The following is a 23,369-nucleotide window of genomic DNA, read 5'->3' on the forward strand; positions in this document are numbered from 1 at the left end:
GAAGGGACGGTACATCCGACAGAGAGATGTTGGATGAAAGAATGTCTTCCCGGATGAATCCGGTCCTACAGGTCATGTAGGCGAGGATAAGGTTTATTCCTTGGCCTGCTGAATCCCGTTCTGCTTCATCATCAGATTCTTCTCTTTCTTGTACTGGAGGGCGACTTCCGGCGCCGGGCCGCTCTGGCCGGTTTCCAGCCAGCGGCGCAGGCGGCTGGCATCGGCGAAGTGGGTGTATTTGCCGAATGCATCGAGGATGACGACGGAAACCGGGCGGTTAGCCATGCTGGTCAGCAATACGAGGCAGTGGCCTGCCTGATTGGTGAAGCCGGTCTTGGTCAGCTTGATGTCCCAGTTGTCCTTGCGAACAAGGTGATCCGTGTTGCTGAAGCCCAGGCTGTAGGTGGGCTTGCGGAACGTCACGGTCTTTTCCGGGGTCGTGCTCAACTCGCTGAGCATCGGGTATTTGCGGGCGGCCATGACCAGTTTGGTGAGGTCACGCGCCGTGGAGACGTTATACACCGACAGACCGGTCGGTTCGACGTAGGCCGTATGCTTCATGCCCAGCGCCTTGGCCTTGGCGTTCATGGCCAGGATGAAGGCCGGGTAGCCGCCCGGATAGCTGTGGGCCAGACTCGCGGCGGCACGGTTTTCCGACGACATCAGGGTGATCAGCAGCATGTCCTTGCGGTTCAGCTGGCTGCCGAGCTTGACGCGGGAGAACACGCCTTTCATTTCCGGCGTCTGGGAAATATCCACCGGAATGACTTCATCCATCGGCTGCCTGGCATCCAGCACGACCATGGCGGTCATGAGTTTGGTGACCGAAGCAATCGGGACAATAACGTCCGGATTGTGGGAATAGAGAACCTTGTCGGTTTGCAGGTCGATGACCAGGGTGCTGCCGGAAGCCAGATGAAGTTGTGAAGGATCCCGTGTCAGGGCCGCGGCTTCGTTTGCAAGGGCATGAGTGGAAACTACAGGGCCTGTAAGTGCAAATAAAAGACCCAGAAGTGGCAGACGAATTTTCAAGAGCAGCGCTCACTCGATAAGATGTGCAGGACAGCACGTGGATATAGGAAAACACCGCATTTTAGGAGCGGGATCTGCGTAAAGTCGATGGGGTGGGGAGGGCGTTTCGTCAATAAAGACAGGAATTACGGTTTTATTAAGTCGTTGTTAAGCCTCAAGTCGATGCAATTAATGCCGAGCTTTCAATATTCGTGGTATCAGACGCTCGTACCTATTAGCATCCCATGCCATCAAAGGTCATCGATTTAAGGAGTCGCGCAATGCCCAAGGGGTTTATCAGCAAGGATTACGTTGTTCTGGTGATCGCTGCGTCTTTGGTTGCTGTCGTGTTGTTGGGTATCGGGTTCTTTTCAAGGTCAGCCGACTGGGTCGGCTGGGTCCAGGCCACCGGATTGATCGTCGGTATGATGGTTGCAGTCGGCGTACCGGGCATTCAGCGCAGGCAGGAAGCCGAAGCGGCTCATAAACAGTTGCGTGAGCGTGAAACCGGTTATGCACGTCGTATTCAATACCTGTGTGGCGAGCTGAACGAGCTGCATGCCCGAACCAGTCTGAATCTCACCCACTTGCGGGCCAGTGATCGTCACCGCCTGAAGTACACCTTGCAGGATTACCTGCATCGCTTGTTCGAGTCTCACAAGCAGGACCTGAATGACGACCGTATCGTGCTGGCCTACGAGTTACGCCAGGTTGCCAATGACCTGATCGACGAACTGGACAGCGGTCGAACCGACCGTGTCGTGTTCACCGCCCTGGAAAAACGCCTGCAAAAGCTGGCTCATCGCTGCCAGGTCAATGCCGCCATGGCCGAGCGCGTATAACGTTTCGATGCCTCATAAAAAAGCCCACATCGGGGAATGTGGGCAAGGGGATGTGCGGAGCAACGCACGAAGTCTGGACTGGCGAGCCCTATCAACCGTTGAGTATCTGGTTTGCCAGGGCTTGCGCGGCAGGCAATGAGGCAAAAGGGCCGCTGACGGGTTCGCCGTTGTGCATCAGATACCAGCAGGCCAACAGGCCACGCTCTCTGAGGTTGGCCGGGACGGCGCTGCCGACTACGGACATGATCTGAACCTTGTTCATGGCGGTCTCCATCAATCGATGGCGCCACTTTACGCAGCCAGCACCTCCGACAAAAATCATCGCTCTTGATAGTCGTCATTGATAAAAGACGACAAGTGCCGTCCGGTACGCCCTCTGACTTCAGAAATGGCTGATGGCTTCGCAGATGAACTCCAGGGTGCGTTCGTCCGTGAAGCGAGAACCTGAGATTTTCTTGTCCGCGTGAGTGATCACGATCTGGGGGTAATCCAGCCGCTGTGCCTGTATTCCGTCGAGTGCGGCCTGGATCTGGGCATGGCTGCGGATACCTCCCGTTGATGCCGGAGATGAACTCAGCACCAACACTTTCTTGCCCGCCAGCGGTGCTTGTCTGTAAGGACGCGACAGCCAGTCGAGAACGTTCTTGAGCACACCTGAAGTCCCGTGACTGTATTCCGGAGACGCCAGAAGCACGCCGTCCGAGCTGGAGACTGCCTGGCGTAATCGCGCCACTGCGGCAGGAAGGCAGCTCTCCAGATCTTCGTTGAACAGTGGAATGTCAGCGATATCCCAGACGATCACCTCAAACCCTTCTGGTGCCCGTTCGGCCACAGTGCTGAGGATAGCGGTATTCACCGATGCGTTCCGAAGGCTTCCAGAGATGGCTATCAAACGTTTCACAGCTATTGAACCTCGTGTTGTTCCAGGCAGGGTTGTGTTTTGCAAGCTGCGTGCTTTATAAAACCTCAACCATGCTTGAGGTCAAGAACGTGAGCGGAAAATTAAACTCGGCTCAATCGATGAGTGTCGGAGAGGTCGCTTCAAGAAGTGGGCTTCCGGTGTCCACGCTTCACTTTTACGAAACCAAGGGCCTGTTGAAACCTCAGCGGACGGCGGGGAATCAGCGCGTTTATGGCCGTGGCGTGCTTCGGCGTATTGCGATCATCAAAATCGCGCAATCCAGTGGTATCCCGCTGGCGGAGATTCGCGAGGCGCTTGCGCCGATTCCAGACGATCGACAGCCTTCAGCTCAGGAGTGGGCAGAGGTTTCCCGGAAGTGGGCCGACTCATTGCGTGAGCGCATCGAGCGCCTGACTCATCTCCAGCGGAATCTGGAAAGCTGCATTGGGTGTGGGTGCCTGACGCTGGGAGGATGCCCGTTGCGCAATCCGGAAGACATGCTGTCGCAGGGAGCCAGTGGGGCTGTGCTTTTCGAGCGGGAACTGAGCGGACAGTCGCAGTAGCCTTGTGCAAGGCCATAAAAAATCCGGTGCCCTGATTAAGGCACCGGATTTTCTGGGTATATCTCATCTGGACGCAATGCTGAATGAACAGCATTGCCGATTCATGAGTTACCAGTGACCGCGTGGCGGGCCGTAATAGGCTGGTGGTGGCCCATAACGACGGTAGTAACCGGGCGGTGGCGGTGCAGGATAGCGCTCCACGACTTCATAGACCGGTGCTGGCTGGTAATAGACCACTGGCGGAGGAGGCGGTGCGTAATACACGGGCTGCGGTTGCACATAGACCGGCGGGCGTTCTACATACACCGTCCTGTCACGGCTGGACGAAACAGCCGCTCCAACCACGGCAGCACCAACGATTGCACCCAGTACGGCGGGCCCACCCCAGCCACGATGATCAGCGTTGGCTTGGCCTGCCAGTGCCAGGGCACCTATAAACAAGGCAATCTTGGGGATATGACGAATCATGACTGTTCCTCGGCTCTCAACCCGTTGTCGCGGGCCTGCATTACTCTCAAGCACTGCCACGGGATAACTCTAAGACATCGTAATCGGAGAAAACTGCGAAGCCGTTAGGTAAATTTTGTGTAAGGCGGTCGAGGACGTTCTGTGCTGCCTGTTCATCGTCGATCCGGCTGCCGATTCTACGCCTGCGCCAGTGATTTAATCCAATACCGTTCGGTAGAAAGCTTCGGTCAGAACTCGCTGTCTTTGATATTCGCTATCGGCTCGAGAATGGCGGGATCAAAGTCGCGAACGGGCTGGTCGGTCATCAGTCGATGGGGCAGATCCGGGTTGGCCAGTGCAGCCTTGCCGATGGCGATGATGTCTGCGCCGTCCAGTAGTGCCTGCTCGGCCTGTCCGGGATTATCCAGTCCGCCATTGGCAATCAGCGGTATGGCGGGGGCGTAGCGTCGGGCCAGTTCAATGAGGCTGGTATTGCCTGGGCTGAAGGCGGGTTGCCAGGCCTTGTGTTCCGTCACATGGATAAAATCGACGCCTGCATCGGCCAGCGCACCGAAGATGATTTCCGCACTGGCGTCGCCCTCGATCCATTTATGTTCGTAATCGTTGACCTTGCCCTGGGAAATTCGCACGCCAACGGGGGCCTGGCCGGCCACCTTTTTTACGGCGGCGATTACTTCAAGTATCAGCCCGACACGCCGCTTCACGTCACCACCCCAACGATCGCTCCGCCGGTTGGTGTAATCGGTAAGAAACTGGTCGAGCAGGTAACCGTTGGCCCCGTGAATCTCGATGCCATCAAAGCCTGCCGTGCCTATGGCCAGTTTCGCGGCATTGGCAAAGCCCTGGATGGCATCCGCAATGTCTTCATCGCTCATGGCTTTGGGTACAGGGTATTGGCCCTGTCCGTAGTAGAACTTCATCTGCTGCCCTTTGGGTTGAACGGCCGATGGGCCGACAGTTCCGGTGACGAAGCGGTTGCCCTGGCTGATTGCACCGGCATGCATGATCTGAGCGAAGGCCGCGCTTTCATGGCGGTGAATCGCCTCAGTGACTGCTGTCCAGGCAAGCGCTTGTTCTTCATCGGTGAGGCCGGGTTGAAAGGCGTAACCCTGGGAAAATCTGCGGTCGGTGTAGATGCCTTCAGTGATCAGCAGGCCAAAGCCGCCTTTGGCGAATCGCTCGTAATAGCGAGCCATTGCCTGCGTGGCGTTTCCGCTCTCCGTTGCACTGACTCGCGTCATCGGCGCGAGGGCGAATCTGTTCCTGAGTTTCAGGTTGCCAATATCAAATGGAGTTAGAATCTGTCGGTCGTTGGTATTCATGTCGAAGCCCTGTTCATTGATACAAGGCCTTGACGATAAGTGCTGTGGTCAGCCCCGGGAAGACGACAATATTGATAAGTCGCCTTAACAGTTATGGATAAAATCGATGCAGATTCCCGAGATAGAAGTCTTTGTGGCCATCGCTGATAGCGGCAGTCTTTCGGGGGCTGCCAGGCGTCTGGGTCTGTCCCCGATGATGGTTTCCCGTCGTCTCGCTGCACTGGAACGCGATCTGAGTGTACGTCTGGTGCATCGCACCACGCGTTCGGCATCGCTCACGGCGGAAGGCGAGGTCTTTCTTCTTCACGCCAATACCATCCTGGAAGCCAGTGAAGCGGCTCGAACAACCTTGAAGACCCGTGTCGGCACTGCCAGCGGGGTGCTGAAAGTGACGGCTCCCAGCGTATTTGGCCAGACGGTCATCATGCCTTTGCTGCCCGCGCTGATGACGCAGAATCCAGCACTGCAGGTTGACCTGACCCTGTCGGACAGCATCGTGGACATCGTGGGGCAGGGGATTGATGTGGCCATCCGCATTGCCACGATACGCGACTCAGGACTGGTGGCCCGCGCCCTGGCTCCGAATCCTCGCGTGGTCTGCGCCAGTCCTGATTACCTGGCACGTCACGGCACACCCACCCGACTCGATGAACTCAGGAACCACCCGCGTATCGCTTTGCACGCGATGCCTTACTGGCCATTTATGCGGGATGGCGAGCCAGTGGCAATCAAGGCCGAGGGTTCGTTTTCGGCAAGCAGCGTCGAAGCCATTCGCACCGCCAGCAAACAGGGCCTGGGGCTGGCCATGCTGACTTATTGGGATATACGGAACGAACTGCAGGAGGGCAGCCTGGTTCTGGTTGAACTGGAGGATGTGAAACCGGAAGAGCTGGCCATTACGGCCATGTTGCCGACCCGGCATCATGTGCCGCATCGGGTGAGGGTTTTTCTGGAGAGTCTGGAGCGGTTTTTGGGGAGATGAGCTGGGGCTGCAGGAAGATCAACGGCCTAGCCGCTATGCAGGCCTCTTCCCGGATAAATCCGGTCCTGGATGCTTCAAGACAGCGCAGTGTCAGTGACACTGCGACATCTTCCGCAAGGCAAGCTACTCCAGCCTCGCCAACCGCTCCTCAAGCGCCGCGATCCGTGCTTCCAGTTCATCCAGCCGCTCGCTCGACGGTGCAGACCGTTCAGGCGGGTTCTGGCGTGCAGCGAGCAGCTCTTGCAGGTCTGCCGGATCTCCCAGTGCGTGCATGTAGCGGTCTTCGCGCTGGCCGGGCTGGCGTGGGAGCAGGGTGGCCAGGCCTCGGGCGATAAGGCGTTCCAGTTGGTGAACGATCTGTTCGCTGTCGTCGAAGTCGTGCATGCGGTTGCTGCGGGTCAGCAGTTCGTTGACGGTCTGTGGGCCGCGAAGCAGTAGCAGACCGGTGAGGATCACCTGAGCCGGTACCAGCTCCAGTTGCTTGTCGACCTTGTGTTCCCAGCGGTCGGCCCGGCTGCCCATGATCAGATGAGTCAGCCCACGGTTCTCCAGGGCGCGCAGGCTTTGGCCGATCTGGCCCTGGGTCAGGTTCATGACCGGATCGCGGCTGGTTTTCTGGTTGCAGGCAAGGACCAGTGCGTTGAGGGTCAGCGGGTAGGTTTCCGGGCTGGTGGCCTGTTTTTCGATCAGGCAGCCGAGAATCCGGACCTCGATGCTGTTGAGTTTCAACGCTTCGCTGTCGTCGGTCGATTCGATTGGAGTGGATTCTATGGTCATTACGCTTTCCCTGAGCAATGGCGGGGTGCCAGCCTATTGGCTGCGATGAATTATTTCCAGTGTGCCGATGATCCATTCCATGGCATCGACAAAAGCCTGGCCATCTTTCGCGAGAAGCATGTCTATAATTCCTGACTTTCACTCTCAGGAATTACCATGTCTATTTCCCTGTACGCTGCTTCCGTTCCGGTTTTCCAGCAAATGCTCACCGCGCTGAATGAGATTCTGGTCAAGGCCGAGGCTCACGCTACCGAGAAGAAAATCCAGCCTGACGCCCTGTTGCAGGCGCGTCTGTTCCCGGACATGCTGCCGTTCACCCGTCAGATCCAGATCGCGGTCGATTTCGCCAAGGGCGCTTCGGCTCGTCTGGCAGGTGTCGAGATTCCCAAGTACGACGATGCCGAAACCACCTTTGCCGAACTGCAAGCCCTGATCGCCAAGGCACTGGCGTTCATCGGCAGCATCACGCCGGAGCAGGTCGATGGCAAGGAAGGCATTGAAGTCGTCCTGCGTCCCGGCACCGAAAAGGAAAAGCGCCTCAACGGTCAGGCTTATCTGCTCAGTTATGCCTTGCCGCAGTTCTTCTTCCATGTCACCACAGCCTATGACCTGCTTCGTCACAATGGCCTGGAAATCGGCAAGCGCGATTACATGGGCAAGTTCTGAACGCCTCGATGATTAATCGGTAAACAACTTGTTTCGGGCACTCTCGGTGATGGCGACAACACCGGGGTGCTTGACCTTGCGCTCGACGGTAATGGCATAGAAGGATTCGGTCACCGATTCGGTCTGGCCGATCACCTGCACGTCGTACTGATTCTGCACTTCTTCGGCGATCACGCTGGGCGCAACGAAGACGCCGCTGCCGGATTTGCCGAAAGCCTTCATCAAGGCACTGTCATCGAATTCGCCGATAATCCGTGGCTGGACTTTCTGATCGGCGAACCAGCGCATCAGCCTGCCGCGAACAACGGTGTCCTGCCCGGGAATCAGGAGCGGTGCGCCCTGCATGCACGCCGGGAACGCCTTTCCGAGTCGTTCGGCCACCTCCTGTGTCGCAAAGAAGCTGACACCGCATTCCCCCAGCTTCTGGCTGTGGCCTTTGATGTCCAGATGCGAGGGCATGGGACTGTCTGAAATCACCATGTCCAGGCGCTGGATCGCCAGGTCCGCGAGCAAGCGCTCGAGCTTGTCTTCGCGACAGGTGATGCGCATTGACTCGTTAAGCTCCAGGGTGGGGGCAATCAGGCGATAGACAATGGATTTCGGGACAACGTCGGCCACGCCGATGCGGAACAGAATCTGCTGCTCGTCAGGTTGTGAACGCAGCATGGTTTCCAGTTCATTGCCCAGCTGGAACATCTGTTCGGCATAGGGCAGGGCCAGGCGACCGGCTTCGGTCAGTTCCAGTTGTCGACCGGCACGCTGGAAAAGGTCGACGCCCAGGGTCTGCTCGAGCAGGCTGATCTGGCCGCTGATGGTCTGTGGCGTGAGGTTCAGTTGTTCGCAGGCGCGTACGATGCTGCCGGTTCTGGCGACGACCCAGAAATAGTGAAGTTGACGATAGTTGAGCATAAAGATTGTCGATTCGGTAAAACCGAAGTATACACCTTGAAAAATCGAATTTTCCTGATGTTTCCATGTCCCTAGAATGCTTCGTCAACGCCGGACCATAAAGAGATGTCCGGCCTTGCTTATCGAGGGAAACATGATCAAACCCATTTATGTGGTATTGCTGGCAGGTTCGCTGGTGGTGATGGCAGGCTGTGATCAGGTGGAGTCGTCGACCAAACAGCTGCTGGATACGGCGGCCAACTCGGCCAAACAGGCTATCGACGATACACATGAAGCGGCAACCAAGGCACTGGAAGATACCCGCAAGGATCTTTCGGTACTTGAACCGAAGCAACCCGAATCTCGTGAAGAGAAGTCTGGTCAGGAAATCTGACGCTTAACATTGACTCAAGCAGGGCATGATCTATGGAATACATTTTGGAACTCGCAACAAGCCCCGCCGCCTGGGTTGCATTGGCCACGCTGGTGGTGATGGAAGTCGTGCTGGGTATCGACAACCTGATCTTCATTTCGATCCTGACCAACAAGCTGCCGGAGCATCAGCGTCCCAAGGCTCGTCGTCTGGGTATCGGCATGGCGTTGATCATGCGTCTGGGCCTGCTCAGCACCGTGGCGTATATCGTGCAACTGACCGAGCCTGTGCTTGAGCTGTTTGGCCAGATGTTCTCCTGGAAGGACATGATCCTGATCGCCGGTGGCCTGTTCCTGGTCTGGAAGGCGACCACGGAAATCCATCACAGCATGGACGTCAAGACCGAGGAAGAGAAAACCCTGGGTTCCACGGTGGCCCTGAGCATGGGCGCGGCAATCTTCCAGATCCTGATGCTGGACCTGGTGTTCTCCATCGACAGCATCATTACGGCTGTGGGCATGACCGAACACTTGCCGATCATGATCATCGCGGTGGTCTCTGCCGTGGTCGTGATGATGGTGGCTGCCAACCCGTTGGCGAAGTTCATCAACGACAACCCGACAGTGGTCATGCTGGCGCTGGGCTTCCTGATCATGATCGGTATGACACTGATCGCAGAAGGTTTCGGGGCTCATGTGCCTAAGGGCTACATCTATGCGGCGATGACCTTCTCTGCAGTGATTGAAGCGCTGAATATGCTGGCCCGCCGAGCCAAGCGCAAAAAGGCTGCTGCACAGGCTGCCAATGCCTGATGGTCTGAATCGCCTGCTGTAAAAAAATGGTCGGCCCTGAAAGGGGCCGACCATTTTGCATTTCAGGATCGCTCGTCAATGAGCGGTTACAGGCTGACCTTTACGAGGTGCATGGACTTCCAGTCTGGCTACCGGCGTCGTACGAGGTTGATGGCGGCGAGAAATTCGTAGCACTCCCCAAAGCATGGCACCTGCAACGGCAAGCCATGCCACGATCAGCATCACGATGGTCATTTCCAGGCTCATAAGCGCCTCCGCATGTGTTGCATTCTGTTCCTGTCTCAATAAGTGACAGTCTAGTACCGCGCATGTTTCGTTTGATTGACGGCTATGACCGATTTGATCTATCCGGGCACCTGGACTGTGTCAGAAGGCTATACCCCTGCCTTGTGTGGCTCTATGATCGGTATCCGAGTCGGGTCGTGTGGTGCCTGACATCCGTTGAAGTGAGTGAAAATGCTGCCGGTATCCTTTTTATTCAACGTCGCCCGTCCATTGTGGGCTGTTCTTCTGATCGTGGGCTTGAGCGCCTGTGCCTCGATGGTGACACCGCAGATCCAGCGGTTGCCGGATCGGGTCGAACTCAACGCCGTGCCATTCTTCCGCGGCAATGCCTATCAGAGCGCTCCGGGAACGCTGGCGGGCATGTTGTCCAGCCATCAGGTCGCGATCACGCCGGGGTTGCTGGACAAGCCGCTGCAATTGCCGGGAGGCGAAGACAGGCTTGAGCGCAGCATGCCGAGCGTGGCACGGGAATATGGCTTCATGGTGTATCCGCTCGATGGCACGCTGGATGCGCTGCTGACGCAGGTGGCGGCGGGTTATCCGGTAATGTTGCGACTCTCCGAAGGTTCGGCCTGGTGGAAGGGGCCTCGCTATGGCGTGCTGGTCGGTTACAACCGCACTAAACAGACGGTCGTGTTGCAGATGGGCATGAGTCGACGCCAGATGATGAGCTTTGGCAGCTTTGCCTCGGCGTGGAAGGACGCGGGTAGCTGGGCGGTTCTGGTTCAGGGGCCACGGCAGTTGCCTGCGAATGTCGATCAGCAGCGCTGGCTGAAGGCTGCCGACGAATTGTCCCGGGCGGGGCAGGAGCAAGCGTCGGGTGAGGCAGTCAAGACGCTGTCGCGCCAGGGTGTTAAATAAAAACAGCACCCTGGGGCGATTCAGCTGAAAGTCCGGGTTCAGAAACCCAGTCTGTCGCGCAGGCTGTAATACCAGGCACCCAGCGCTGTCAGCGGTGTCCGCAGCAGTTGTCCGCCGGGGAACGGGTAGTGGGGCAGGCCGGCGAACGCATCGAAGCGTTCGGCCTGACCGCGCAAGGCTTCGGCCAGCACTTTGCCCGCCAGGTGGGTGTAGGTGACACCATGCCCACTGCACCCTTGTGAGTAGTAGATGTTGTCGCCAAGCCGCCCGACCTGAGGAAGGCGTGACAAGGTCAGCAGGAAGTTGCCGGTCCAGGCGTAATCGATTTTCACCTGCTTGAGCTGCGGGAAGGCCTTGAGCATCTTGGGGCGAATGATGGCCTCGATATTGGCCGGGTCCCGAGCGCCATACACCACGCCACCCCCGAAGATCAGGCGCTTGTCGGAGCTCAGGCGGTAGTAGTCCAGCAGGTAATTGCAGTCCTCGACACAGTAGTCCTGAGGCAGCAAGGTGTTCGCCAGTTCTTCGCCCAGCGGTTCAGTGGTGATGACCTGGGTGCCGCACGGCATCGACTTGGCCGCCAGTTCCGGTACCAGATTGCCCAGATAGGCATTGCCGGCCACGATGATGAATCTGGCGCGTACTTTTCCCTGTTCGGTGTACACGACCGGATTGGCCCCGCGTTCGATGCGGATGGCGGCTGACTGCTCGTGGATCACTCCGCCGAGGGATTCCACGGCAGCCGCTTCACCCAGAGCCAGGTTGAGCGGATGAATATGCCCGCCGGACATGTCCAGCATGCCGCCGATGTACTGCTCGCAGGCCACGGTTTCGCGGATGCGGTTTTTATCCATCAGTTCAAGCTGAGTGTGGCCGTAACGCTCCCACAGGCGCTTCTGAGCCTCCAGATGGGCCATCTGTTTATGGGTCAGTGCGGCGAACACGCCACCGTCCTTCAGGTCGCACTGAATCCCGTAGCGGGAAACACGGTCACGAATGATCGCCGCGCCCTCGAACGCCATCTGGCCCAGCAGTTGCGCCTCCCTGGGGCCGGTGCTGCGCTCGATGACGTCAATGTCGCGACTGTAGCTGTTCACGATCTGCCCGCCGTTGCGGCCCGAGGCACCAAAACCGACTTTCGCTGCTTCAAGCACGGTGACTTTGAAACCATGCTCAAGCAGGAAGAGGGCGCTGGACAGTCCGGTATAGCCTGCACCGATAATGCATATGTCCGTCTCGACTTCACCCTGCAAGGCGGGGCGCTCGGGAGCCGGATGGGCCGAGGCGGCGTAGTAGGACTGCGGATAGAACGTGTTCGCCATCCTGAATCTCCGTTTAAAATTCTTGACGATTGACAGGATCCTACCCGAGATAAAAAACCTCTGCCAGCTGCAGGGCAAAACAAATTTGGCCAGGGGCTGCGTAAAAGCGTTGCGAATTCAGAGGCTTAGCTGAAAAAAGAAGTTGACATGCCTGCCAATGTCCGTAGAATGCGCTCCCACAGCAGGCACGTAGCTCAGTTGGTTAGAGCACCACCTTGACATGGTGGGGGTCGTTGGTTCGAGTCCAATCGCGCCTACCAGATAAAATCCGCTCTGCTGGGCGGTGCAAAAGGGCGATCCGAAAGGGTCGCCCTTTTTCGTTTGGCGATCTCCTGACGTCAAACGGCGTGGAGGGGATCTTTCGATCAGCCTGTCCTGTCATAGGCGTGTCACAAGGTGAAGGGTGGTTTCGGCCTGGATGTTGTAATCGGCCAGTGTCCTTTGATTATCCAGCACCTTGTTGGCAAAGATCAGCCTCTGAGTGGCGGCGGGTATTGCATATTGATCTTCAATCCTCCATGTCACGTTTTCGATCGTGTCCGAAGGCTCGACATCCAGCAGTTCCCAGCGCTCTCCGGTAATTTTCTGTATATAGATCTTCATGTCGTCACCTGGATCTGAATGGCAGGGTGGCGCGTGTTGGTGTGTGCTTGAATCGTGTCCGGGCAGGTGTACTCCATTCGCTCGCGCGCCTGAAATCATCATAAGTTCGGGAGCACATGCCTGACACTGGCAGAAATGACAGTATTGAACGCTTTCAATGACAGGCTTGCCTGACGGCGACAGCGCCATCGTAGTGGATAAGGCAGCTTTCAAGTGTTTGAACTGACCAGTTACCTGGGGTTGTTCCTGGCGGCATTGGGGGCCGCCACGTTATTACCGATGCAGTCAGAGGCCGTGCTGGTCGGGATGCTGCTCTCCAGCCGCTATGCGGTTCCTGTGTTATTGGCGGTGGCCACTTTCGGAAATGTGCTGGGGTCTGCGATGAACTGGCTATTGGGCCGTTCCATTGAGCGCTTTCGCCACAAGCGCTGGTTTCCGGTGAGTGAAAACCGGCTCCAGAAAGCCCGACAGTCTTATCTGCGCTACGGGTACTGGTCTCTGCTGCTGAGTTGGGTGCCGATCGTGGGGGATCCGCTGACGGTGATCGCGGGGATCATGCGTGAACCTTTCTGGCGTTTCCTGTTGATCGTCACCCTGGCCAAGGGCGGGCGCTACCTCGTGCTGGCCTGGATTACCTTGAAGTGGGGATGAAGATGAAGCCAGTCCTGATCGGGCATTCCGGGAAAGCAGGCTGTGTCCGGCATAAAAATTCGCATATTCAGTGGGTTAGTGCGAAAAGCCGTTGACACGCCTGGCAATATCCGTAGAATGCGCTCCCACAGCAGGCACGTAGCTCAGTTGGTTAGAGCACCACCTTGACATGGTGGGGGTCGTTGGTTCGAGTCCAATCGCGCCTACCAAACAAAATCCGCTCTGCTGGGCGGTGCAAAAGGGCGATCCGAAAGGGTCGCCCTTTTTCGTTATCGGCACTGAACGGCAAGGCCTATTTCTGCCGGGCGAACGACTTGACGATGGATTTGGTCGCTGTGCTTGCCTTGATATCGCTGATGTTGCCGGAGGCGAGCCATTTGCAGGCCGCAATCTCGTTCTGCGGAGAGGGTTCGCTGGAGGACGGGATCGTTGCCATGAAGATATGGTGAATGACCCTGTCGTTTTCATATTCATCGATATAAAGCAGATCCAGATTCTCCAGACCTGTTTCTTCGCTCAGTTCGCGTGCAGCCGCCTGGACAGGCGTTTCCCCCGCTTCGATCCTGCCGCCTGGCAGCACCCACTTCGATTTTGGCTTGCGCACGTAGAGCACTTGATCGTCACGCTTGCAGATGATGGTAGCCCGCTCTTTCATTGCCTTACCTGTCAACGTCCAGTCATCCTTGATATCTGCTTATACATCATGAAACTTGAGGCCTGTGAAGTGAGTATTGGAGCTGTTAGTTAAAAATTAATAAAAGCGTCATGTTCTTGCCGTGCACAATAAGTGCCAGCATTGTTGCAAGTGTGAGGGGGGATTCATGAAAGAGCCCGGCATGACGCCAGGCTCTTTTCAGGTATCGGGTGATTTCACAGAAGGTGTGACTCGGGAATATCCCGGGTCATTGTCTGGTAGGTGCCTTCGTCGGTGGCGGCGAGCAGGCTTCTGCCATCTTTCAAGGTTGCCAGGAAGGTGATTTCTTTCTCGTCACTGGCCAACAGCATTCCAGCGGCAGCGCCTACAGGCCCCAGCATCAATGCGCCTGCGAGGCCCAGCCCGATCGCACCGTCCATTTTCTTGTTAGAGGCTTCGCTGGCAATTTCCACGGACTGGATTTCGGAGTGTTTGAAACTGATCCCGGGCCATGGAAAAAGAGGGGTTACAAGTGTAATGGTGCCAGCACGATATTCCCCATTACCTTGAAGAAAATCACCCGCTAAAACATTGATCTTAGCCATGTGTATTTCTCCATTGTTTCAAGCCAAGCGCTTATTGCACGCCCTGTAAAAGAGCATGTCAACGGCCGGAAGTTGAACGCAAGAGGCTTTATGACGAATGGTTTGGCGATGTTTTCGGTATTTTCCTGAACGATATACCAATGATCGGATTGTTTGAACGAATGCCCGAAACTGGAACATGTGTCATCAAGTGGTCACCTTGTTCAAGGTGTGAGCGGCCGACCTGTCAATGAACAGTCGGCCTGTTCACGAAGGCTCAGGCTGCCGAGGTTTCTTGCTTCAGAGTGGCCATATCGATCACGAAGCGATATTTCACATCACCCTTGAGCATGCGCTCATAGGCCTGATTGATAGCCTGCATGGGGATGACTTCGATATCTGACACGATCTTGTGCTCGGCGCAGAAGTCCAGCATTTCCTGGGTTTCCCGGATGCCGCCTATCAGTGAACCTGCCAGGCTGCGGCGTTTGAATATCAGCCCGAATACTTCGGGTGACGGATGAGGTTCGGCGGGTGCCCCGACCAATGTCATGGTGCCGTCGCGCTTGAGCAATGCGAGAAATGCATCGAGATCGTGAGGTGCTGCAACGGTATTGAGAATGAAGTCCAGGCTATTGGCCTGTGCGGCCATCTCGGCGGGGTCCCTGGAGACCACGACTTCATTCGCCCCCAGCCGCAGGCCATCTTCACGTTTGTTGGGGGAGGTGGTGAACAGCACCACATGGGCCCCCATGGCATGGGCAATCTTCACGGCCATATGACCCAGCCCGCCAAGCCCTACGACACCGACTCTTTTTCCAGGCCCCACGTTCCAGTGGCGTAACGGGGAGTAGGTGGTGATGCCCGCGCACAGCAGAGGTGCCACGGCAGCAAGGTTGTCGCTGTGAGCAATGCGCAGAACGAATTTTTCCTTGACGACGATGTTGTCGGAATAACCGCCAAACGTGTTTTCGCCACCAAAGACCGGTCCGTTATAGGTGCCGGTAAAGCCATTTTCACAGTACTGTTCTTCGCCCTCGGCGCAGGATGCACAGTGCTGGCAGCTATCGACCATACAGCCAACCCCGGCGAGGTCACCGACCTTGAACTGCGTGACGTTTGCACCCACGGCGGTCACGCGCCCGACAATTTCATGGCCGGGAACCGACGGGTACAGTGTATTTTTCCATTCGTTACGTGCCGTATGCAGGTCCGAATGACAAACGCCGCAATACAGAATGTCGATCTGCACATCGTCTGCCCCGGGAGCGCGCCGTTCAAAGCGGTAGGGCTTCAAGGCATCGGTGGGTTCCTTGGCGGCATAGCTGTAGGTTTTGACCATTGCATTCACCTTAAGGCGGGAGGGTTAAGGGATAATCCGAAAGCCAGCATAGCTCCGGTTGGGTGAAAAACCCTGTGACAGGAGGGGGCTGACCCTGTGAAGAGCCGATGGGGGCCTTGCTTCTGACGGATATCGGGCCGTTGAATTCCCGAATGGCTACGTACTTTCTTGCTGGCAATCGAATATCCTGCTTGCCACCATTGGGCGCTGCCGCCGAAGATAGTCGCAATCAGTTACAGGATTTGGTGTTTTCATGCAGGTTTCCCCTTTGATCGCAGGCGTGCGCCAATCCGCTGATGAAGATGACTCCTGTGCGACATCACTTGAGGGCAGCGATGCCTTTTCACTGACGGACTCGATAGACGCCTTGTTCTGCGAGGCACGGGCCCGTATTCACGATATCGCCTGGGCCGCCTATGGTGCGGGGGCGCATAAGCGTCTGTTGGGAAGCGCGAACGTACAGACTGATTGGCCGGACGATATCCCCGGTGAAGGTTTCGACGAGTTCTGCCAGCGACGCCAACTGCATCGTCGGGTCGCGGGGATGGGGGAGAGCGCGCTGGGCTGGCTGTTGGCACCCCTTTCGGAAGCCGATAACCCGGCCCTGGTGGATCTGGCCCTGCGTCTGGGGTATCTGTTGCAAAGCGCGGCGCTGGTCCGGGCACAGAACACTCAGCGTGTGCTGTATGAAATCAGCTACCTGGCCAGTTCGACACGTGATCGAAAGACGTTCCTCAAAGGTATTCACCAGCAACTGGGGACCCTGATCGATGCCGAAAGCTTTTACCTGGCCCTGTATGACGGCCCGCGGAAAAAGATCACTTATCCCTATTACATCGACATCGCCGATAACAAGGCCGTAGAGCCGGAAACCTTCGAGTACCTGGACCGTTCGCGCCTGTCCATGACGGGCTATGTGCTGACGACCGGACAGCCCATGTTCGTCGATGCCATCGGCATCAGGCATGCCGAGGAACAGGGGCGTTTCTTCTGTGAGGGCCGTCATCCCGAGTTCTGGATGGGCGCACCTCTCAAGAACTCGTCGGACGAAGTGGTCGGGATGCTGGCCATGCAGGTGTATGACGTTTCGCGGATCTACAGCATTGAAGACCGCGCCCTGTTTCTGGTGGTCTCCCGGCATGTGGCCATGGCGCTGGACCGGATTCTGCACCGGGCCGATCTGGAGCATACGGTGCTGTTGCGTACCCAGCAGCTCTCGGCGGCCAACGATGCGCTCAGGCAGGAAGTGGCGGATCGGGAGCGGGCCGAGCATCTGCAGAGCGCCTTGTTCCAGATCGCCGAGCTTTCCAGCCAGCCGGGGGATATGGCGGAGTTGTTTCATAGCCTGCACATGATCGTCGGCGAGCTGCTGGTGGCCTACAACTTCTATATCGCGTTGTACGACAGTGCCACGGGGGAAGTGACCTTTCCCTACTACAGCGATGAACGATTGAGGACGACACCCAAGGCCCGGAGAGGGCAGCGGGGATTTACCGAGTATGTCATCCGTCAGCGTTGCCCGTGCCTGATAGACCGCGAGGACGCCCTTCGACTGGAAGAACTGGGTGAAATCGAGATCCAGAACGACTCTAACCGCTCGTCATCCTGGCTGGGCATTCCCCTGTTCGATGGCGATGACGTACGGGGTGTGCTGGCCGTGCAGAGTTATTCGCAGAACGTGAGCTACACACTTCGCGATCAGGAATTGCTGACCTTCGTGTCCCGCCATATCGACACGGCCCTGTCCCGACGCAGTGCTGCCGAAGCGATACACACCGCCAATCTGCTGCTTGAAGCCCGGGTTCAAGACCGTACCCGTGAACTGGACCTGGCCAATGCCAGGTTGCTGCATGAAAACGCCCACGACTCGCTGACCGGCCTGCCGAACCGCAGTCATTTGCAACAGCGCCTGAAGGCCGCCTGGCAGGATTTCAGCAGTCACCAGCAGCAACTGGTGGTCATGTTCATTGATCTGGACCGTTTCAAGATGGTCAATGACAGCCTGGGCCATCACTTTGGCGACATTCTGTTGGTGAAAGCCGCCGAACGATTGCGCAGCTGCATCCGGGGCGGTGATCTGCTGGCGCGTCTGGGGGGCGACGAGTTTGCCGTGTTGGGGATCGGCGCGCCGCTGGCTGTCGGTATCGAAATTGCCGAGCGGATTCTCGATGCGTTCGACCTGCCGTTTTTCATTGACGGTCATGCGGTCTTTTCTTCTTGCAGTATCGGTGTGGTCGGCGCTGATGCGCAGTTTCATCGTGAGCCCGCCGACCTGCTGCGGGATGCCGATACCGCGATGTACCGGGTCAAGAACGGCGGTCGTGACAGCTTTGCCGTGTTCAATCAGGAGTTGCGCCGGGAAGTCTCGGATCAAGTCGAGCAAGAGGGCGCATTGCGCAAGGCTCTCAAGCGCACGGACGAATTGGTCCCCTATTTTCAGCCGATCATTTGCGTCAGCACGGGCAAGGTCAGGGCGCTGGAAGCCCTGATCCGCTGGCATCAGCCCGATGGTCGCGTCATCGGCCCTGGCAGCTTCCTGCCGGCACTGGAAGGATTGCGCCTGATCGGCCGTCTTGACCTCTACATGTTGCAGCGGGTGATTGCCATTCTGGCCGATCCGGCCAATGCACACTGGCCGCCGGTGCATGTGAACTGCTCCAGTTACAGCATCACCCGCCCGGAGTTCGCCTCCGAGGTCCTGACCCTGTTGCAGGATTATGGGGTGGCGCCCTCGCGCCTGTGTCTGGAACTGACCGAAGGTGCATTGGTGGCCGATCCCGAGCAGGCCCGCCAGTCCATGAAACAACTGTCCGATAACGGCATGTCCGTGGTGCTGGACGATTTCGGTGCCGGTTTTTCATCGCTCAGCTATGTGCACCAGTACCACTTCAGTGGCTTGAAAATCGACAAGTCCTTCGTGCTTGAGCTGACCACCAGTTCCAGAAGCCGTGCCATTGTGCGAGCGATTGTGCGCATGGCCGAGTCGCTGGACCTGACCGTAGTTGCCGAAGGCGTCGAGGATCATGCCACGCTGGAGTTGCTGCGTGGAATGGGAGCAGGTCAGGCCCAGGGGTATCACTTTGCCGTGCCCCTGCCATTGGAGCAGCTTGATCTGAGCAGGGGGATCGAGCTGGGTCAGCACTGGACCCGGACCGGCAACGACTTGCCGTGACCGGCATCCTGCTTCCGTTGCCGGAAGGCGGCTGGCCGAAGCGATTTCAATAAGCCTTTCCGAATCATGGGTTTATGGGTTTTTCAGTAGCTGGCACTGGTTTTGCTGCTTACCGGGAGCACCCACCATAGGAGGTGAACGATGATCATCAGTAACAGTTCGCTTGAACACCTGGTTTCCAGGGTTGTCGGGCGCAAGACCGTTGATGACGTCTCCCAGAGTACTTTCAGTACTGTGCCTGCGGCAGAGAGCCTGGTCCCGGCTGTCACTCCGGTTACATCCCGGACCGACACGTCGACCTCCGGGAACACGGCGCAGAACAACGATGGCTATGATGAATCCTTTGCCCGGATGATGTTCAACATCAAGACATTGGCTGAAAAGACCCTGTCTGAGGCGACAGCCGACAGCGATAACGGCGTGACCGACTCCACCAGTGTTGCCACTACCGGCACTGGCCAATCGACAATGAGCTCGATACAGCAGGAATTCATGGATTACATGAAGCAATCTGCTGAAGAGAAAATGCGTGAAAAACTGACAGGCGTCAGCAAGGAGGAGTACGACGCCATGACACCGGAAGAGAAGCTGGCACTGGACAAGAAAGTTCAGGAAGCCCTCAAGGAGCAGCAGACTGCTGCCGCTGAGGACATCAATGCCAGAATCAATGGCATCAAGGCAGGTCTGGTTGCCTGATCTTTCGCGTCTGAATGCGCTCCTGCACACCGTGGGGGCGGATTCATCCGCGAATCATGTCCTTCCTCAGGCATCACGCAGCAAGTCGTGGGCGTTGAGCAGTTCCCAGGCAATCTCGGGACGATTTTCCAGGCCTCGGCGGATGGCGGCCGGAATCGACTGACGGGTCTTGCGGCACAGGCCGGTCTTTTCGGGAATGACAATGCTGATGCCGCGCATGGTCCGCACTTCATTGAAGCCCGGCGCGATCTCCACCCGCACCCCCAGTTGTTCCTGAATCTTGCCTTGCAGTCGCTCGAGGTCGCTCAGGCTTTCGATACGCTCCAGGCGTTCGAGCAGGCGTTTTTCCTCTTCGCGGGTGAGTAGCAGGATGCGCCGATCGGCATCGGGAGCGTCCAGCCGTTCACGCTCGCAGATACAAGCACCGGGCGGGCAGGGGTTGCGGATCGGAGGTGAGGTGTTCATGGGCGCAGCATAGCCATTGATGGGGGCTTCTGACCATATATTGCAGGGTTTGCGGACGATCTGAGCAGATGTCCGGTTAGGAGCCTCTGTTCAAGAAGCTCCCATGACCATCATTAATATCAGGACGATTGCAGGCTGACGCTGCCCACGACCGGTTTGGCATTCACATTGTTCTTGCCGATCGGTGCGAAGGTGATGGTCGGTTCCTGATTCATGCGTTTGGCGTCGGTCAGTTTCTGAACGATATCCGTGACCACGAAGCTGATGTCTCGTGTGGACGTATGGTGGCCGCCATGAGTCGGCATGCCTACGCCAAAGAAACTGATGGTCCCGACAAAGGAAGGGTCTTGCGGTGTCGGGGTGACATTCGCCGGCAGGTTGAGGTAAACCCCGTAGCTGTTGCCGACTTCGGCGGAGGCGCTGATATCGGACAGCGTCAGGTACAGGGTTTCACCTTGCGTGGCCGAAAACAGGGCGTTGCCGAAACCTGCCTTGCTGGTGCTGCGCAATTGCGAGGCCAGCGCGATCTTGACCGGTTTTTCCGTCAAGGCAATGGCCGAGGAGCGTCCGCTGGAGAGTCGGCTCTGGGCATGAACACTGGCAGCCCTGACAAGAGGCTTGCTGAACGGAACACTGCCGGCCGGACGGCTCAGATAGCTGTCATAGATGTAGGGCGAGGCCAGGGTGGTGGTGTCCAGCACATCGCTGACCTTGGCGACCACGGGAAGGCCCTGGCCGTTGCTGAACGTCCAGCTCTGGCTGGTAAAAGGCGTGTCCTGTGGATTGAGGCCGCCAGCCTTGTTCCAGCTGGCCCAGATACGGTCGATGTTGCAATGGTGCAGCCAGAAGATCGGATCGTTGGCAGCCCAGGCAATCACGCCCATGCCTTTGTCGTCGCCTACGTTATCATGCATGACCCCATGAGGGTCGTTATCCAGGTTGGCACAGAAACCGGCATCGCTGCCCGACTCGCGGTAGCGGGGGGATTTCATGCAATCCAGGGTCAGCGGCGACCCATAAGGCGATGCGTCCACCGGCTTGCCGTCGTTGACGCCGGGGTTGCGGTCTGGTCGGTACAGCGAGCCCCAGAGCGGATGGTTCGGCTTGCGGAATTCTTCAGGCAGCACGGTGCACTGGCCTGCCGGGGTGCAGGAAGGGCCGACATAGTCCCAATAGGGAAGGGTAAAGGCCTGATCACCTGACACATCGCGCACGATCTGCTCCAGATACAGCACATACATGCGGTGCCAGGGCAGGAAGGCATCGGAATTGCCGCTGCGGTGAGGCTCACAGGTAAACCACATGGTCTCGGCCATTTGCCGGTGCGGGCTGCTGGTGCTGCCGAAGACTTTCTGGAGTTCGACTTCCTTGTCCTCCGGCGTGGAGTGGGTGTACCACTGGAAAATCCAGGACAGTGGGTCTGTTGAAGGCTTTTTCATCATCAAGCCCACGGCGCGAGCATAAACCGCCAGCATCAGCTTGCCTTCCGGCGTGCTGACCGCATGACGAACCTTGGTGGTGTTTGATGCTGCAAGCGCGCGTTGCATGACATCGGGCAGGATCATTGCCCCGCCTGCCAATGCACTGAGTTTCAACAGGGTTCTACGACGAATGGTCATGCTGCTCACTCCTGAACAATCCTAAAGATGCCTCATGGCGTGCCGCTGGACGGCAGAGCGAGTGTAGCTATGTGCCACTGCATCTCAAGTTTTCAGGAAATATTTTGTCATGGCGTATTTCGATAGATTTCAACCTGTTGGATATGCAAGGTCTGGGCGGATTCTGGCGGGCGTACAGGCAGGAGGGTGAGTGTCGAGACCATCTTCAGGCGTCCGCTGGCTTTCAGGCGGGAGAATGCAGGCAGCAAGTCATAGCTGACTTTGCGAGAACGTTGCGGGTCGTAGCGCCTGGGGGTGTCATAGACACTCAAGGTTCCCACATAACCGGGGTCTTCAGGTGTCGGTTGGGTACCCGGTGGAAGATTCAGATAAAGACCATAAGGGCTCGAAGGTTTCCCGGCAGCCCAGATGCCCGAAAGCTTGAGCGTCCAGCGTCCATTCAGATCAGGCTTATCCGTTTCCGCCCCGACAGCTTTCAGGTGAACCGTATAGGAGCCTGCACTCAATCGCGCAGGCTCGACGGCCTGATACATCAGGCGATCGGATGCCTGCGCAAGGCCAGAAAGCAGGATAAGGGCTGAGAGCAGCCAGCGTTTGGGGGTCTTCATGGGAATACAGTGTAGTCCCATGTTTTCGCGGATAAATCCGCTCCCACACATTTTCTGTAGGAGCGAATTCATTCGCGAAGGGGCCAACACTCAGGTCTTGAACTTGCGCACCAGCGCATCCAGCTCACTGGAAAGTGACGCCAGGCTGTTGGAATCGCTGCGAGCCGAGTCGGACAGGTCGGCAATCAACTGCGCATCGCCATGGATCTGGCTGATATGGCGGTTGATGTCTTCCGCCACCTGATGCTGCTCTTCGGCGGCCGTAGCGATCTGGGTGTTCATGTCGCGAATCACATCCACCGATTCACGGATCTGCCCGAAGCTGTTGCGCGCCTGGCCGATCTTGCTGACCGATTGCTGCGACACATCCAGGCTGGCGTGCATCTGTTGCGCCACGGACGCGGTGCGTCTGGCCAGATTGCCCAGCAGGGTGTCGATTTCCGCTGTCGAGTCGGCGGTACGTTTGGCCAGGGCGCGGACCTCATCGGCCACCACCGCGAATCCTCGGCCCTGTTCACCGGCCCGGGCGGCTTCGATGGCGGCGTTGAGGGCCAGCAGGTTGGTCTGTTCGGCGATGGAGCGGATGGTGTCGAGGATCGACTGAATATCGTTGCTGTCTTTTTCCAGCTCCGACATGTCCTGGGCCGAGCGGGCGATTTCGGTGCTCAACTGATCGACACTGCTGACGGCGTCGTCGATCTGCCGCTGACCTTCACGGGCCTGCTGCTGGCCGCTGTCGGCCGACTCCGCTGCCTGGCTGCAGGAGCGGGCGACTTCGTTGGCGGTGGCCACCATTTCATGGAAGGCCGTGGACACCATGTCCACCGCTTCGCGCTGGCGGCCTGCGGCTTCAGCCATGTCATTGGAGACACGGGTAGAGCTGCGGGACGTATCGAGAATCTTGTTGGCGGCCTGGCCGATA

General features: G+C 57.5%; 27 protein-coding genes and 2 tRNA genes. 12 read left to right on the forward strand and 17 right to left on the reverse strand.

What is annotated here, in order from left to right; all coding sequences use genetic code 11:
• Positions 1 to 93: 93 nt before the first annotated feature.
• On the reverse strand, positions 94 to 1,038 hold the full coding sequence (gene pbpG / locus ACIPY9_RS09060; protein ID WP_400699858.1) for a D-alanyl-D-alanine endopeptidase: 945 nt from the start codon (positions 1,036 to 1,038) through the stop codon (positions 94 to 96).
• A gap of 254 nt (positions 1,039 to 1,292) precedes the next feature.
• Here pbpG and ACIPY9_RS09065 point away from each other — a divergent pair, with 254 nt between their 5' ends.
• On the forward strand, positions 1,293 to 1,853 hold the full coding sequence (locus ACIPY9_RS09065; protein WP_400699656.1) for a hypothetical protein: 561 nt from the start codon (positions 1,293 to 1,295) through the stop codon (positions 1,851 to 1,853).
• 91 nt (positions 1,854 to 1,944) lie between these two features.
• Here the strand turns inward: ACIPY9_RS09065 and ACIPY9_RS09070 are convergent, their stop codons facing one another.
• Positions 1,945 to 2,115, reverse strand: a complete 171-nt coding sequence (locus tag ACIPY9_RS09070; RefSeq protein ID WP_400699659.1) for a hypothetical protein — start codon at positions 2,113 to 2,115, stop codon at positions 1,945 to 1,947.
• Positions 2,116 to 2,235: 120 nt separating this feature from the next.
• A complete protein-coding gene (locus ACIPY9_RS09075) occupies positions 2,236 to 2,709 on the reverse strand; it encodes an NADPH-dependent FMN reductase (RefSeq protein WP_400699662.1) in 474 nt (157 codons plus the stop codon).
• Between the two features lie 2 nt (positions 2,710 to 2,711).
• Here ACIPY9_RS09075 and soxR point away from each other — a divergent pair, with 2 nt between their 5' ends.
• Positions 2,712 to 3,317: a redox-sensitive transcriptional activator SoxR gene (gene soxR, locus ACIPY9_RS09080; protein ID WP_400699664.1), complete on the forward strand. Its 606-nt coding sequence runs from the start codon at positions 2,712 to 2,714 to the stop codon at positions 3,315 to 3,317.
• Positions 3,318 to 3,425: 108 nt separating this feature from the next.
• Here soxR and ACIPY9_RS09085 read toward each other — a convergent pair whose 3' ends face one another.
• Complete coding sequence (locus tag ACIPY9_RS09085; protein ID WP_400699667.1) at positions 3,426 to 3,785, reverse strand: hypothetical protein; 360 nt, start codon at positions 3,783 to 3,785, stop codon at positions 3,426 to 3,428.
• A 227-nt stretch (positions 3,786 to 4,012) separates the two neighbouring features.
• Entirely contained in the window at positions 4,013 to 5,107 is a 1,095-nt protein-coding gene (locus ACIPY9_RS09090) for a tRNA-dihydrouridine synthase (RefSeq protein WP_400699670.1), read from the reverse strand.
• A gap of 106 nt (positions 5,108 to 5,213) precedes the next feature.
• Between ACIPY9_RS09090 and ACIPY9_RS09095 the strand changes: the two genes are divergently transcribed.
• A complete protein-coding gene (locus ACIPY9_RS09095; protein WP_400699673.1) occupies positions 5,214 to 6,089 on the forward strand; it encodes a LysR family transcriptional regulator in 876 nt (291 codons plus the stop codon).
• Positions 6,090 to 6,212: 123 nt separating this feature from the next.
• Here ACIPY9_RS09095 and ACIPY9_RS09100 read toward each other — a convergent pair whose 3' ends face one another.
• Complete coding sequence (locus ACIPY9_RS09100) at positions 6,213 to 6,866, reverse strand: YceH family protein (RefSeq protein ID WP_400699675.1); 654 nt, start codon at positions 6,864 to 6,866, stop codon at positions 6,213 to 6,215.
• A gap of 156 nt (positions 6,867 to 7,022) precedes the next feature.
• On the opposite strand from ACIPY9_RS09100, the gene ACIPY9_RS09105 reads away from it, so the two are divergent.
• Positions 7,023 to 7,532: a DUF1993 family protein gene (locus ACIPY9_RS09105; protein ID WP_400699677.1), complete on the forward strand. Its 510-nt coding sequence runs from the start codon at positions 7,023 to 7,025 to the stop codon at positions 7,530 to 7,532.
• A 12-nt stretch (positions 7,533 to 7,544) separates the two neighbouring features.
• On the opposite strand, the gene nhaR is transcribed toward ACIPY9_RS09105, so the two are convergent.
• Entirely contained in the window at positions 7,545 to 8,441 is an 897-nt protein-coding gene (gene nhaR, locus ACIPY9_RS09110; protein WP_400699679.1) for a transcriptional activator NhaR, read from the reverse strand.
• A 133-nt stretch (positions 8,442 to 8,574) separates the two neighbouring features.
• Here nhaR and ACIPY9_RS09115 point away from each other — a divergent pair, with 133 nt between their 5' ends.
• Both ACIPY9_RS09115 and ACIPY9_RS09120 read left to right on the forward strand, forming a co-directional pair.
• Positions 8,575 to 8,814 (forward strand): hypothetical protein, encoded by a 240-nt coding sequence (locus ACIPY9_RS09115; RefSeq protein ID WP_400699681.1) that lies wholly within the window; start codon positions 8,575 to 8,577, stop codon positions 8,812 to 8,814.
• Positions 8,815 to 8,846: 32 nt separating this feature from the next.
• On the forward strand, positions 8,847 to 9,605 hold the full coding sequence (locus tag ACIPY9_RS09120; RefSeq protein ID WP_400699683.1) for a TerC family protein: 759 nt from the start codon (positions 8,847 to 8,849) through the stop codon (positions 9,603 to 9,605).
• Positions 9,606 to 9,680: 75 nt separating this feature from the next.
• Here ACIPY9_RS09120 and ACIPY9_RS09125 read toward each other — a convergent pair whose 3' ends face one another.
• Complete coding sequence (locus tag ACIPY9_RS09125) at positions 9,681 to 9,851, reverse strand: hypothetical protein (RefSeq protein ID WP_400699685.1); 171 nt, start codon at positions 9,849 to 9,851, stop codon at positions 9,681 to 9,683.
• A gap of 210 nt (positions 9,852 to 10,061) precedes the next feature.
• Between ACIPY9_RS09125 and ACIPY9_RS09130 the strand changes: the two genes are divergently transcribed.
• Positions 10,062 to 10,751, forward strand: a complete 690-nt coding sequence (locus ACIPY9_RS09130) for a peptidase C39 family protein (protein WP_400699687.1) — start codon at positions 10,062 to 10,064, stop codon at positions 10,749 to 10,751.
• 38 nt (positions 10,752 to 10,789) lie between these two features.
• Here ACIPY9_RS09130 and ACIPY9_RS09135 read toward each other — a convergent pair whose 3' ends face one another.
• Positions 10,790 to 12,073: an NAD(P)/FAD-dependent oxidoreductase gene (locus ACIPY9_RS09135; protein ID WP_400699689.1), complete on the reverse strand. Its 1,284-nt coding sequence runs from the start codon at positions 12,071 to 12,073 to the stop codon at positions 10,790 to 10,792.
• A gap of 183 nt (positions 12,074 to 12,256) precedes the next feature.
• On the opposite strand from ACIPY9_RS09135, the gene ACIPY9_RS09140 reads away from it, so the two are divergent.
• Positions 12,257 to 12,333: transfer RNA gene (locus tag ACIPY9_RS09140), tRNA-Val, on the forward strand.
• A gap of 118 nt (positions 12,334 to 12,451) precedes the next feature.
• Here ACIPY9_RS09140 and ACIPY9_RS09145 read toward each other — a convergent pair.
• A complete protein-coding gene (locus ACIPY9_RS09145; protein ID WP_400699691.1) occupies positions 12,452 to 12,676 on the reverse strand; it encodes a ubiquitin-like protein in 225 nt (74 codons plus the stop codon).
• Positions 12,677 to 12,889: 213 nt separating this feature from the next.
• On the opposite strand from ACIPY9_RS09145, the gene ACIPY9_RS09150 reads away from it, so the two are divergent.
• Together ACIPY9_RS09150 and ACIPY9_RS09155 are read left to right on the forward strand one after the other, a co-directional pair.
• A complete protein-coding gene (locus tag ACIPY9_RS09150) occupies positions 12,890 to 13,327 on the forward strand; it encodes a YqaA family protein (protein ID WP_400699693.1) in 438 nt (145 codons plus the stop codon).
• A 132-nt stretch (positions 13,328 to 13,459) separates the two neighbouring features.
• Positions 13,460 to 13,536 (forward strand) — tRNA-Val (locus ACIPY9_RS09155).
• A gap of 83 nt (positions 13,537 to 13,619) precedes the next feature.
• On the opposite strand, the gene ACIPY9_RS09160 is transcribed toward ACIPY9_RS09155, so the two are convergent.
• The 3 genes from ACIPY9_RS09160 to ACIPY9_RS09170 all read right to left on the reverse strand — a co-directional run bounded on the left by ACIPY9_RS09160 (position 13,620) and on the right by ACIPY9_RS09170 (position 15,887).
• Positions 13,620 to 13,982, reverse strand: a complete 363-nt coding sequence (locus ACIPY9_RS09160) for an NUDIX hydrolase (RefSeq protein WP_400699695.1) — start codon at positions 13,980 to 13,982, stop codon at positions 13,620 to 13,622.
• Between the two features lie 215 nt (positions 13,983 to 14,197).
• Positions 14,198 to 14,566: a hypothetical protein gene (locus ACIPY9_RS09165; protein WP_400699697.1), complete on the reverse strand. Its 369-nt coding sequence runs from the start codon at positions 14,564 to 14,566 to the stop codon at positions 14,198 to 14,200.
• 256 nt (positions 14,567 to 14,822) lie between these two features.
• Positions 14,823 to 15,887: an NAD(P)-dependent alcohol dehydrogenase gene (locus ACIPY9_RS09170; RefSeq protein WP_400699699.1), complete on the reverse strand. Its 1,065-nt coding sequence runs from the start codon at positions 15,885 to 15,887 to the stop codon at positions 14,823 to 14,825.
• A 253-nt stretch (positions 15,888 to 16,140) separates the two neighbouring features.
• Here ACIPY9_RS09170 and ACIPY9_RS09175 point away from each other — a divergent pair, with 253 nt between their 5' ends.
• A complete protein-coding gene (locus ACIPY9_RS09175) occupies positions 16,141 to 19,059 on the forward strand; it encodes an EAL domain-containing protein (protein WP_400699701.1) in 2,919 nt (972 codons plus the stop codon).
• A 141-nt stretch (positions 19,060 to 19,200) separates the two neighbouring features.
• Positions 19,201 to 19,755: a hypothetical protein gene (locus ACIPY9_RS09180; RefSeq protein WP_400699703.1), complete on the forward strand. Its 555-nt coding sequence runs from the start codon at positions 19,201 to 19,203 to the stop codon at positions 19,753 to 19,755.
• A gap of 66 nt (positions 19,756 to 19,821) precedes the next feature.
• On the opposite strand, the gene ACIPY9_RS09185 is transcribed toward ACIPY9_RS09180, so the two are convergent.
• The 4 genes from ACIPY9_RS09185 to ACIPY9_RS09200 all read right to left on the reverse strand — a co-directional run bounded on the left by ACIPY9_RS09185 (position 19,822) and on the right by ACIPY9_RS09200 (position 23,305).
• Positions 19,822 to 20,220, reverse strand: coding sequence for a hypothetical protein (locus tag ACIPY9_RS09185; protein WP_400699705.1), 399 nt, complete (start codon positions 20,218 to 20,220; stop codon positions 19,822 to 19,824).
• 119 nt (positions 20,221 to 20,339) lie between these two features.
• Positions 20,340 to 21,839, reverse strand: coding sequence for a tyrosinase family protein (locus ACIPY9_RS09190; protein WP_400699707.1), 1,500 nt, complete (start codon positions 21,837 to 21,839; stop codon positions 20,340 to 20,342).
• Positions 21,840 to 21,946: 107 nt separating this feature from the next.
• Entirely contained in the window at positions 21,947 to 22,447 is a 501-nt protein-coding gene (locus ACIPY9_RS09195) for a hypothetical protein (protein WP_400699710.1), read from the reverse strand.
• Between the two features lie 90 nt (positions 22,448 to 22,537).
• Positions 22,538 to 23,305: a methyl-accepting chemotaxis protein gene (locus ACIPY9_RS09200; protein ID WP_400699860.1), complete on the reverse strand. Its 768-nt coding sequence runs from the start codon at positions 23,303 to 23,305 to the stop codon at positions 22,538 to 22,540.
• Positions 23,306 to 23,369 lie beyond the last annotated feature (64 nt).

The organism is Pseudomonas sp. NPDC089734, from assembly GCF_044748865.1.
Lineage (GTDB): Bacteria > Pseudomonadota > Gammaproteobacteria > Pseudomonadales > Pseudomonadaceae > Aquipseudomonas.

What these genes read in the sequence shown, in the direction of transcription:
- ACIPY9_RS09065 (WP_400699656.1), top strand. Translation starts at nt 1,293, where the DNA reads ATGCCCAAGGGGTTTATCAGCAAGGATTACGTTGTTCTGGTGATCGCT.
- ACIPY9_RS09070 (WP_400699659.1), bottom strand. Translation starts at nt 2,115, where the DNA reads ATGAACAAGGTTCAGATCATGTCCGTAGTCGGCAGCGCCGTCCCGGCC.
- soxR (WP_400699664.1), top strand. Translation starts at nt 2,712, where the DNA reads ATGCGTTCCGAAGGCTTCCAGAGATGGCTATCAAACGTTTCACAGCTA.
- ACIPY9_RS09085 (WP_400699667.1), bottom strand. Translation starts at nt 3,785, where the DNA reads ATGATTCGTCATATCCCCAAGATTGCCTTGTTTATAGGTGCCCTGGCA.
- ACIPY9_RS09090 (WP_400699670.1), bottom strand. Translation starts at nt 5,107, where the DNA reads ATGAATACCAACGACCGACAGATTCTAACTCCATTTGATATTGGCAAC.
- ACIPY9_RS09095 (WP_400699673.1), top strand. Translation starts at nt 5,214, where the DNA reads ATGCAGATTCCCGAGATAGAAGTCTTTGTGGCCATCGCTGATAGCGGC.
- ACIPY9_RS09100 (WP_400699675.1), bottom strand. Translation starts at nt 6,866, where the DNA reads ATGACCATAGAATCCACTCCAATCGAATCGACCGACGACAGCGAAGCG.
- ACIPY9_RS09105 (WP_400699677.1), top strand. Translation starts at nt 7,023, where the DNA reads ATGTCTATTTCCCTGTACGCTGCTTCCGTTCCGGTTTTCCAGCAAATG.
- nhaR (WP_400699679.1), bottom strand. Translation starts at nt 8,441, where the DNA reads ATGCTCAACTATCGTCAACTTCACTATTTCTGGGTCGTCGCCAGAACC.
- ACIPY9_RS09115 (WP_400699681.1), top strand. Translation starts at nt 8,575, where the DNA reads ATGATCAAACCCATTTATGTGGTATTGCTGGCAGGTTCGCTGGTGGTG.
- ACIPY9_RS09120 (WP_400699683.1), top strand. Translation starts at nt 8,847, where the DNA reads ATGGAATACATTTTGGAACTCGCAACAAGCCCCGCCGCCTGGGTTGCA.
- ACIPY9_RS09125 (WP_400699685.1), bottom strand. Translation starts at nt 9,851, where the DNA reads ATGAGCCTGGAAATGACCATCGTGATGCTGATCGTGGCATGGCTTGCC.
- ACIPY9_RS09130 (WP_400699687.1), top strand. Translation starts at nt 10,062, where the DNA reads ATGCTGCCGGTATCCTTTTTATTCAACGTCGCCCGTCCATTGTGGGCT.
- ACIPY9_RS09135 (WP_400699689.1), bottom strand. Translation starts at nt 12,073, where the DNA reads ATGGCGAACACGTTCTATCCGCAGTCCTACTACGCCGCCTCGGCCCAT.
- ACIPY9_RS09145 (WP_400699691.1), bottom strand. Translation starts at nt 12,676, where the DNA reads ATGAAGATCTATATACAGAAAATTACCGGAGAGCGCTGGGAACTGCTG.
- ACIPY9_RS09160 (WP_400699695.1), bottom strand. Translation starts at nt 13,982, where the DNA reads ATGAAAGAGCGGGCTACCATCATCTGCAAGCGTGACGATCAAGTGCTC.
- ACIPY9_RS09165 (WP_400699697.1), bottom strand. Translation starts at nt 14,566, where the DNA reads ATGGCTAAGATCAATGTTTTAGCGGGTGATTTTCTTCAAGGTAATGGG.
- ACIPY9_RS09170 (WP_400699699.1), bottom strand. Translation starts at nt 15,887, where the DNA reads ATGGTCAAAACCTACAGCTATGCCGCCAAGGAACCCACCGATGCCTTG.
- ACIPY9_RS09175 (WP_400699701.1), top strand. Translation starts at nt 16,141, where the DNA reads ATGCAGGTTTCCCCTTTGATCGCAGGCGTGCGCCAATCCGCTGATGAA.
- ACIPY9_RS09180 (WP_400699703.1), top strand. Translation starts at nt 19,201, where the DNA reads ATGATCATCAGTAACAGTTCGCTTGAACACCTGGTTTCCAGGGTTGTC.
- ACIPY9_RS09185 (WP_400699705.1), bottom strand. Translation starts at nt 20,220, where the DNA reads ATGAACACCTCACCTCCGATCCGCAACCCCTGCCCGCCCGGTGCTTGT.
- ACIPY9_RS09190 (WP_400699707.1), bottom strand. Translation starts at nt 21,839, where the DNA reads ATGACCATTCGTCGTAGAACCCTGTTGAAACTCAGTGCATTGGCAGGC.
- ACIPY9_RS09195 (WP_400699710.1), bottom strand. Translation starts at nt 22,447, where the DNA reads ATGAAGACCCCCAAACGCTGGCTGCTCTCAGCCCTTATCCTGCTTTCT.
- ACIPY9_RS09200 (WP_400699860.1), bottom strand. Translation starts at nt 23,305, where the DNA reads ATGGCTGAAGCCGCAGGCCGCCAGCGCGAAGCGGTGGACATGGTGTCC.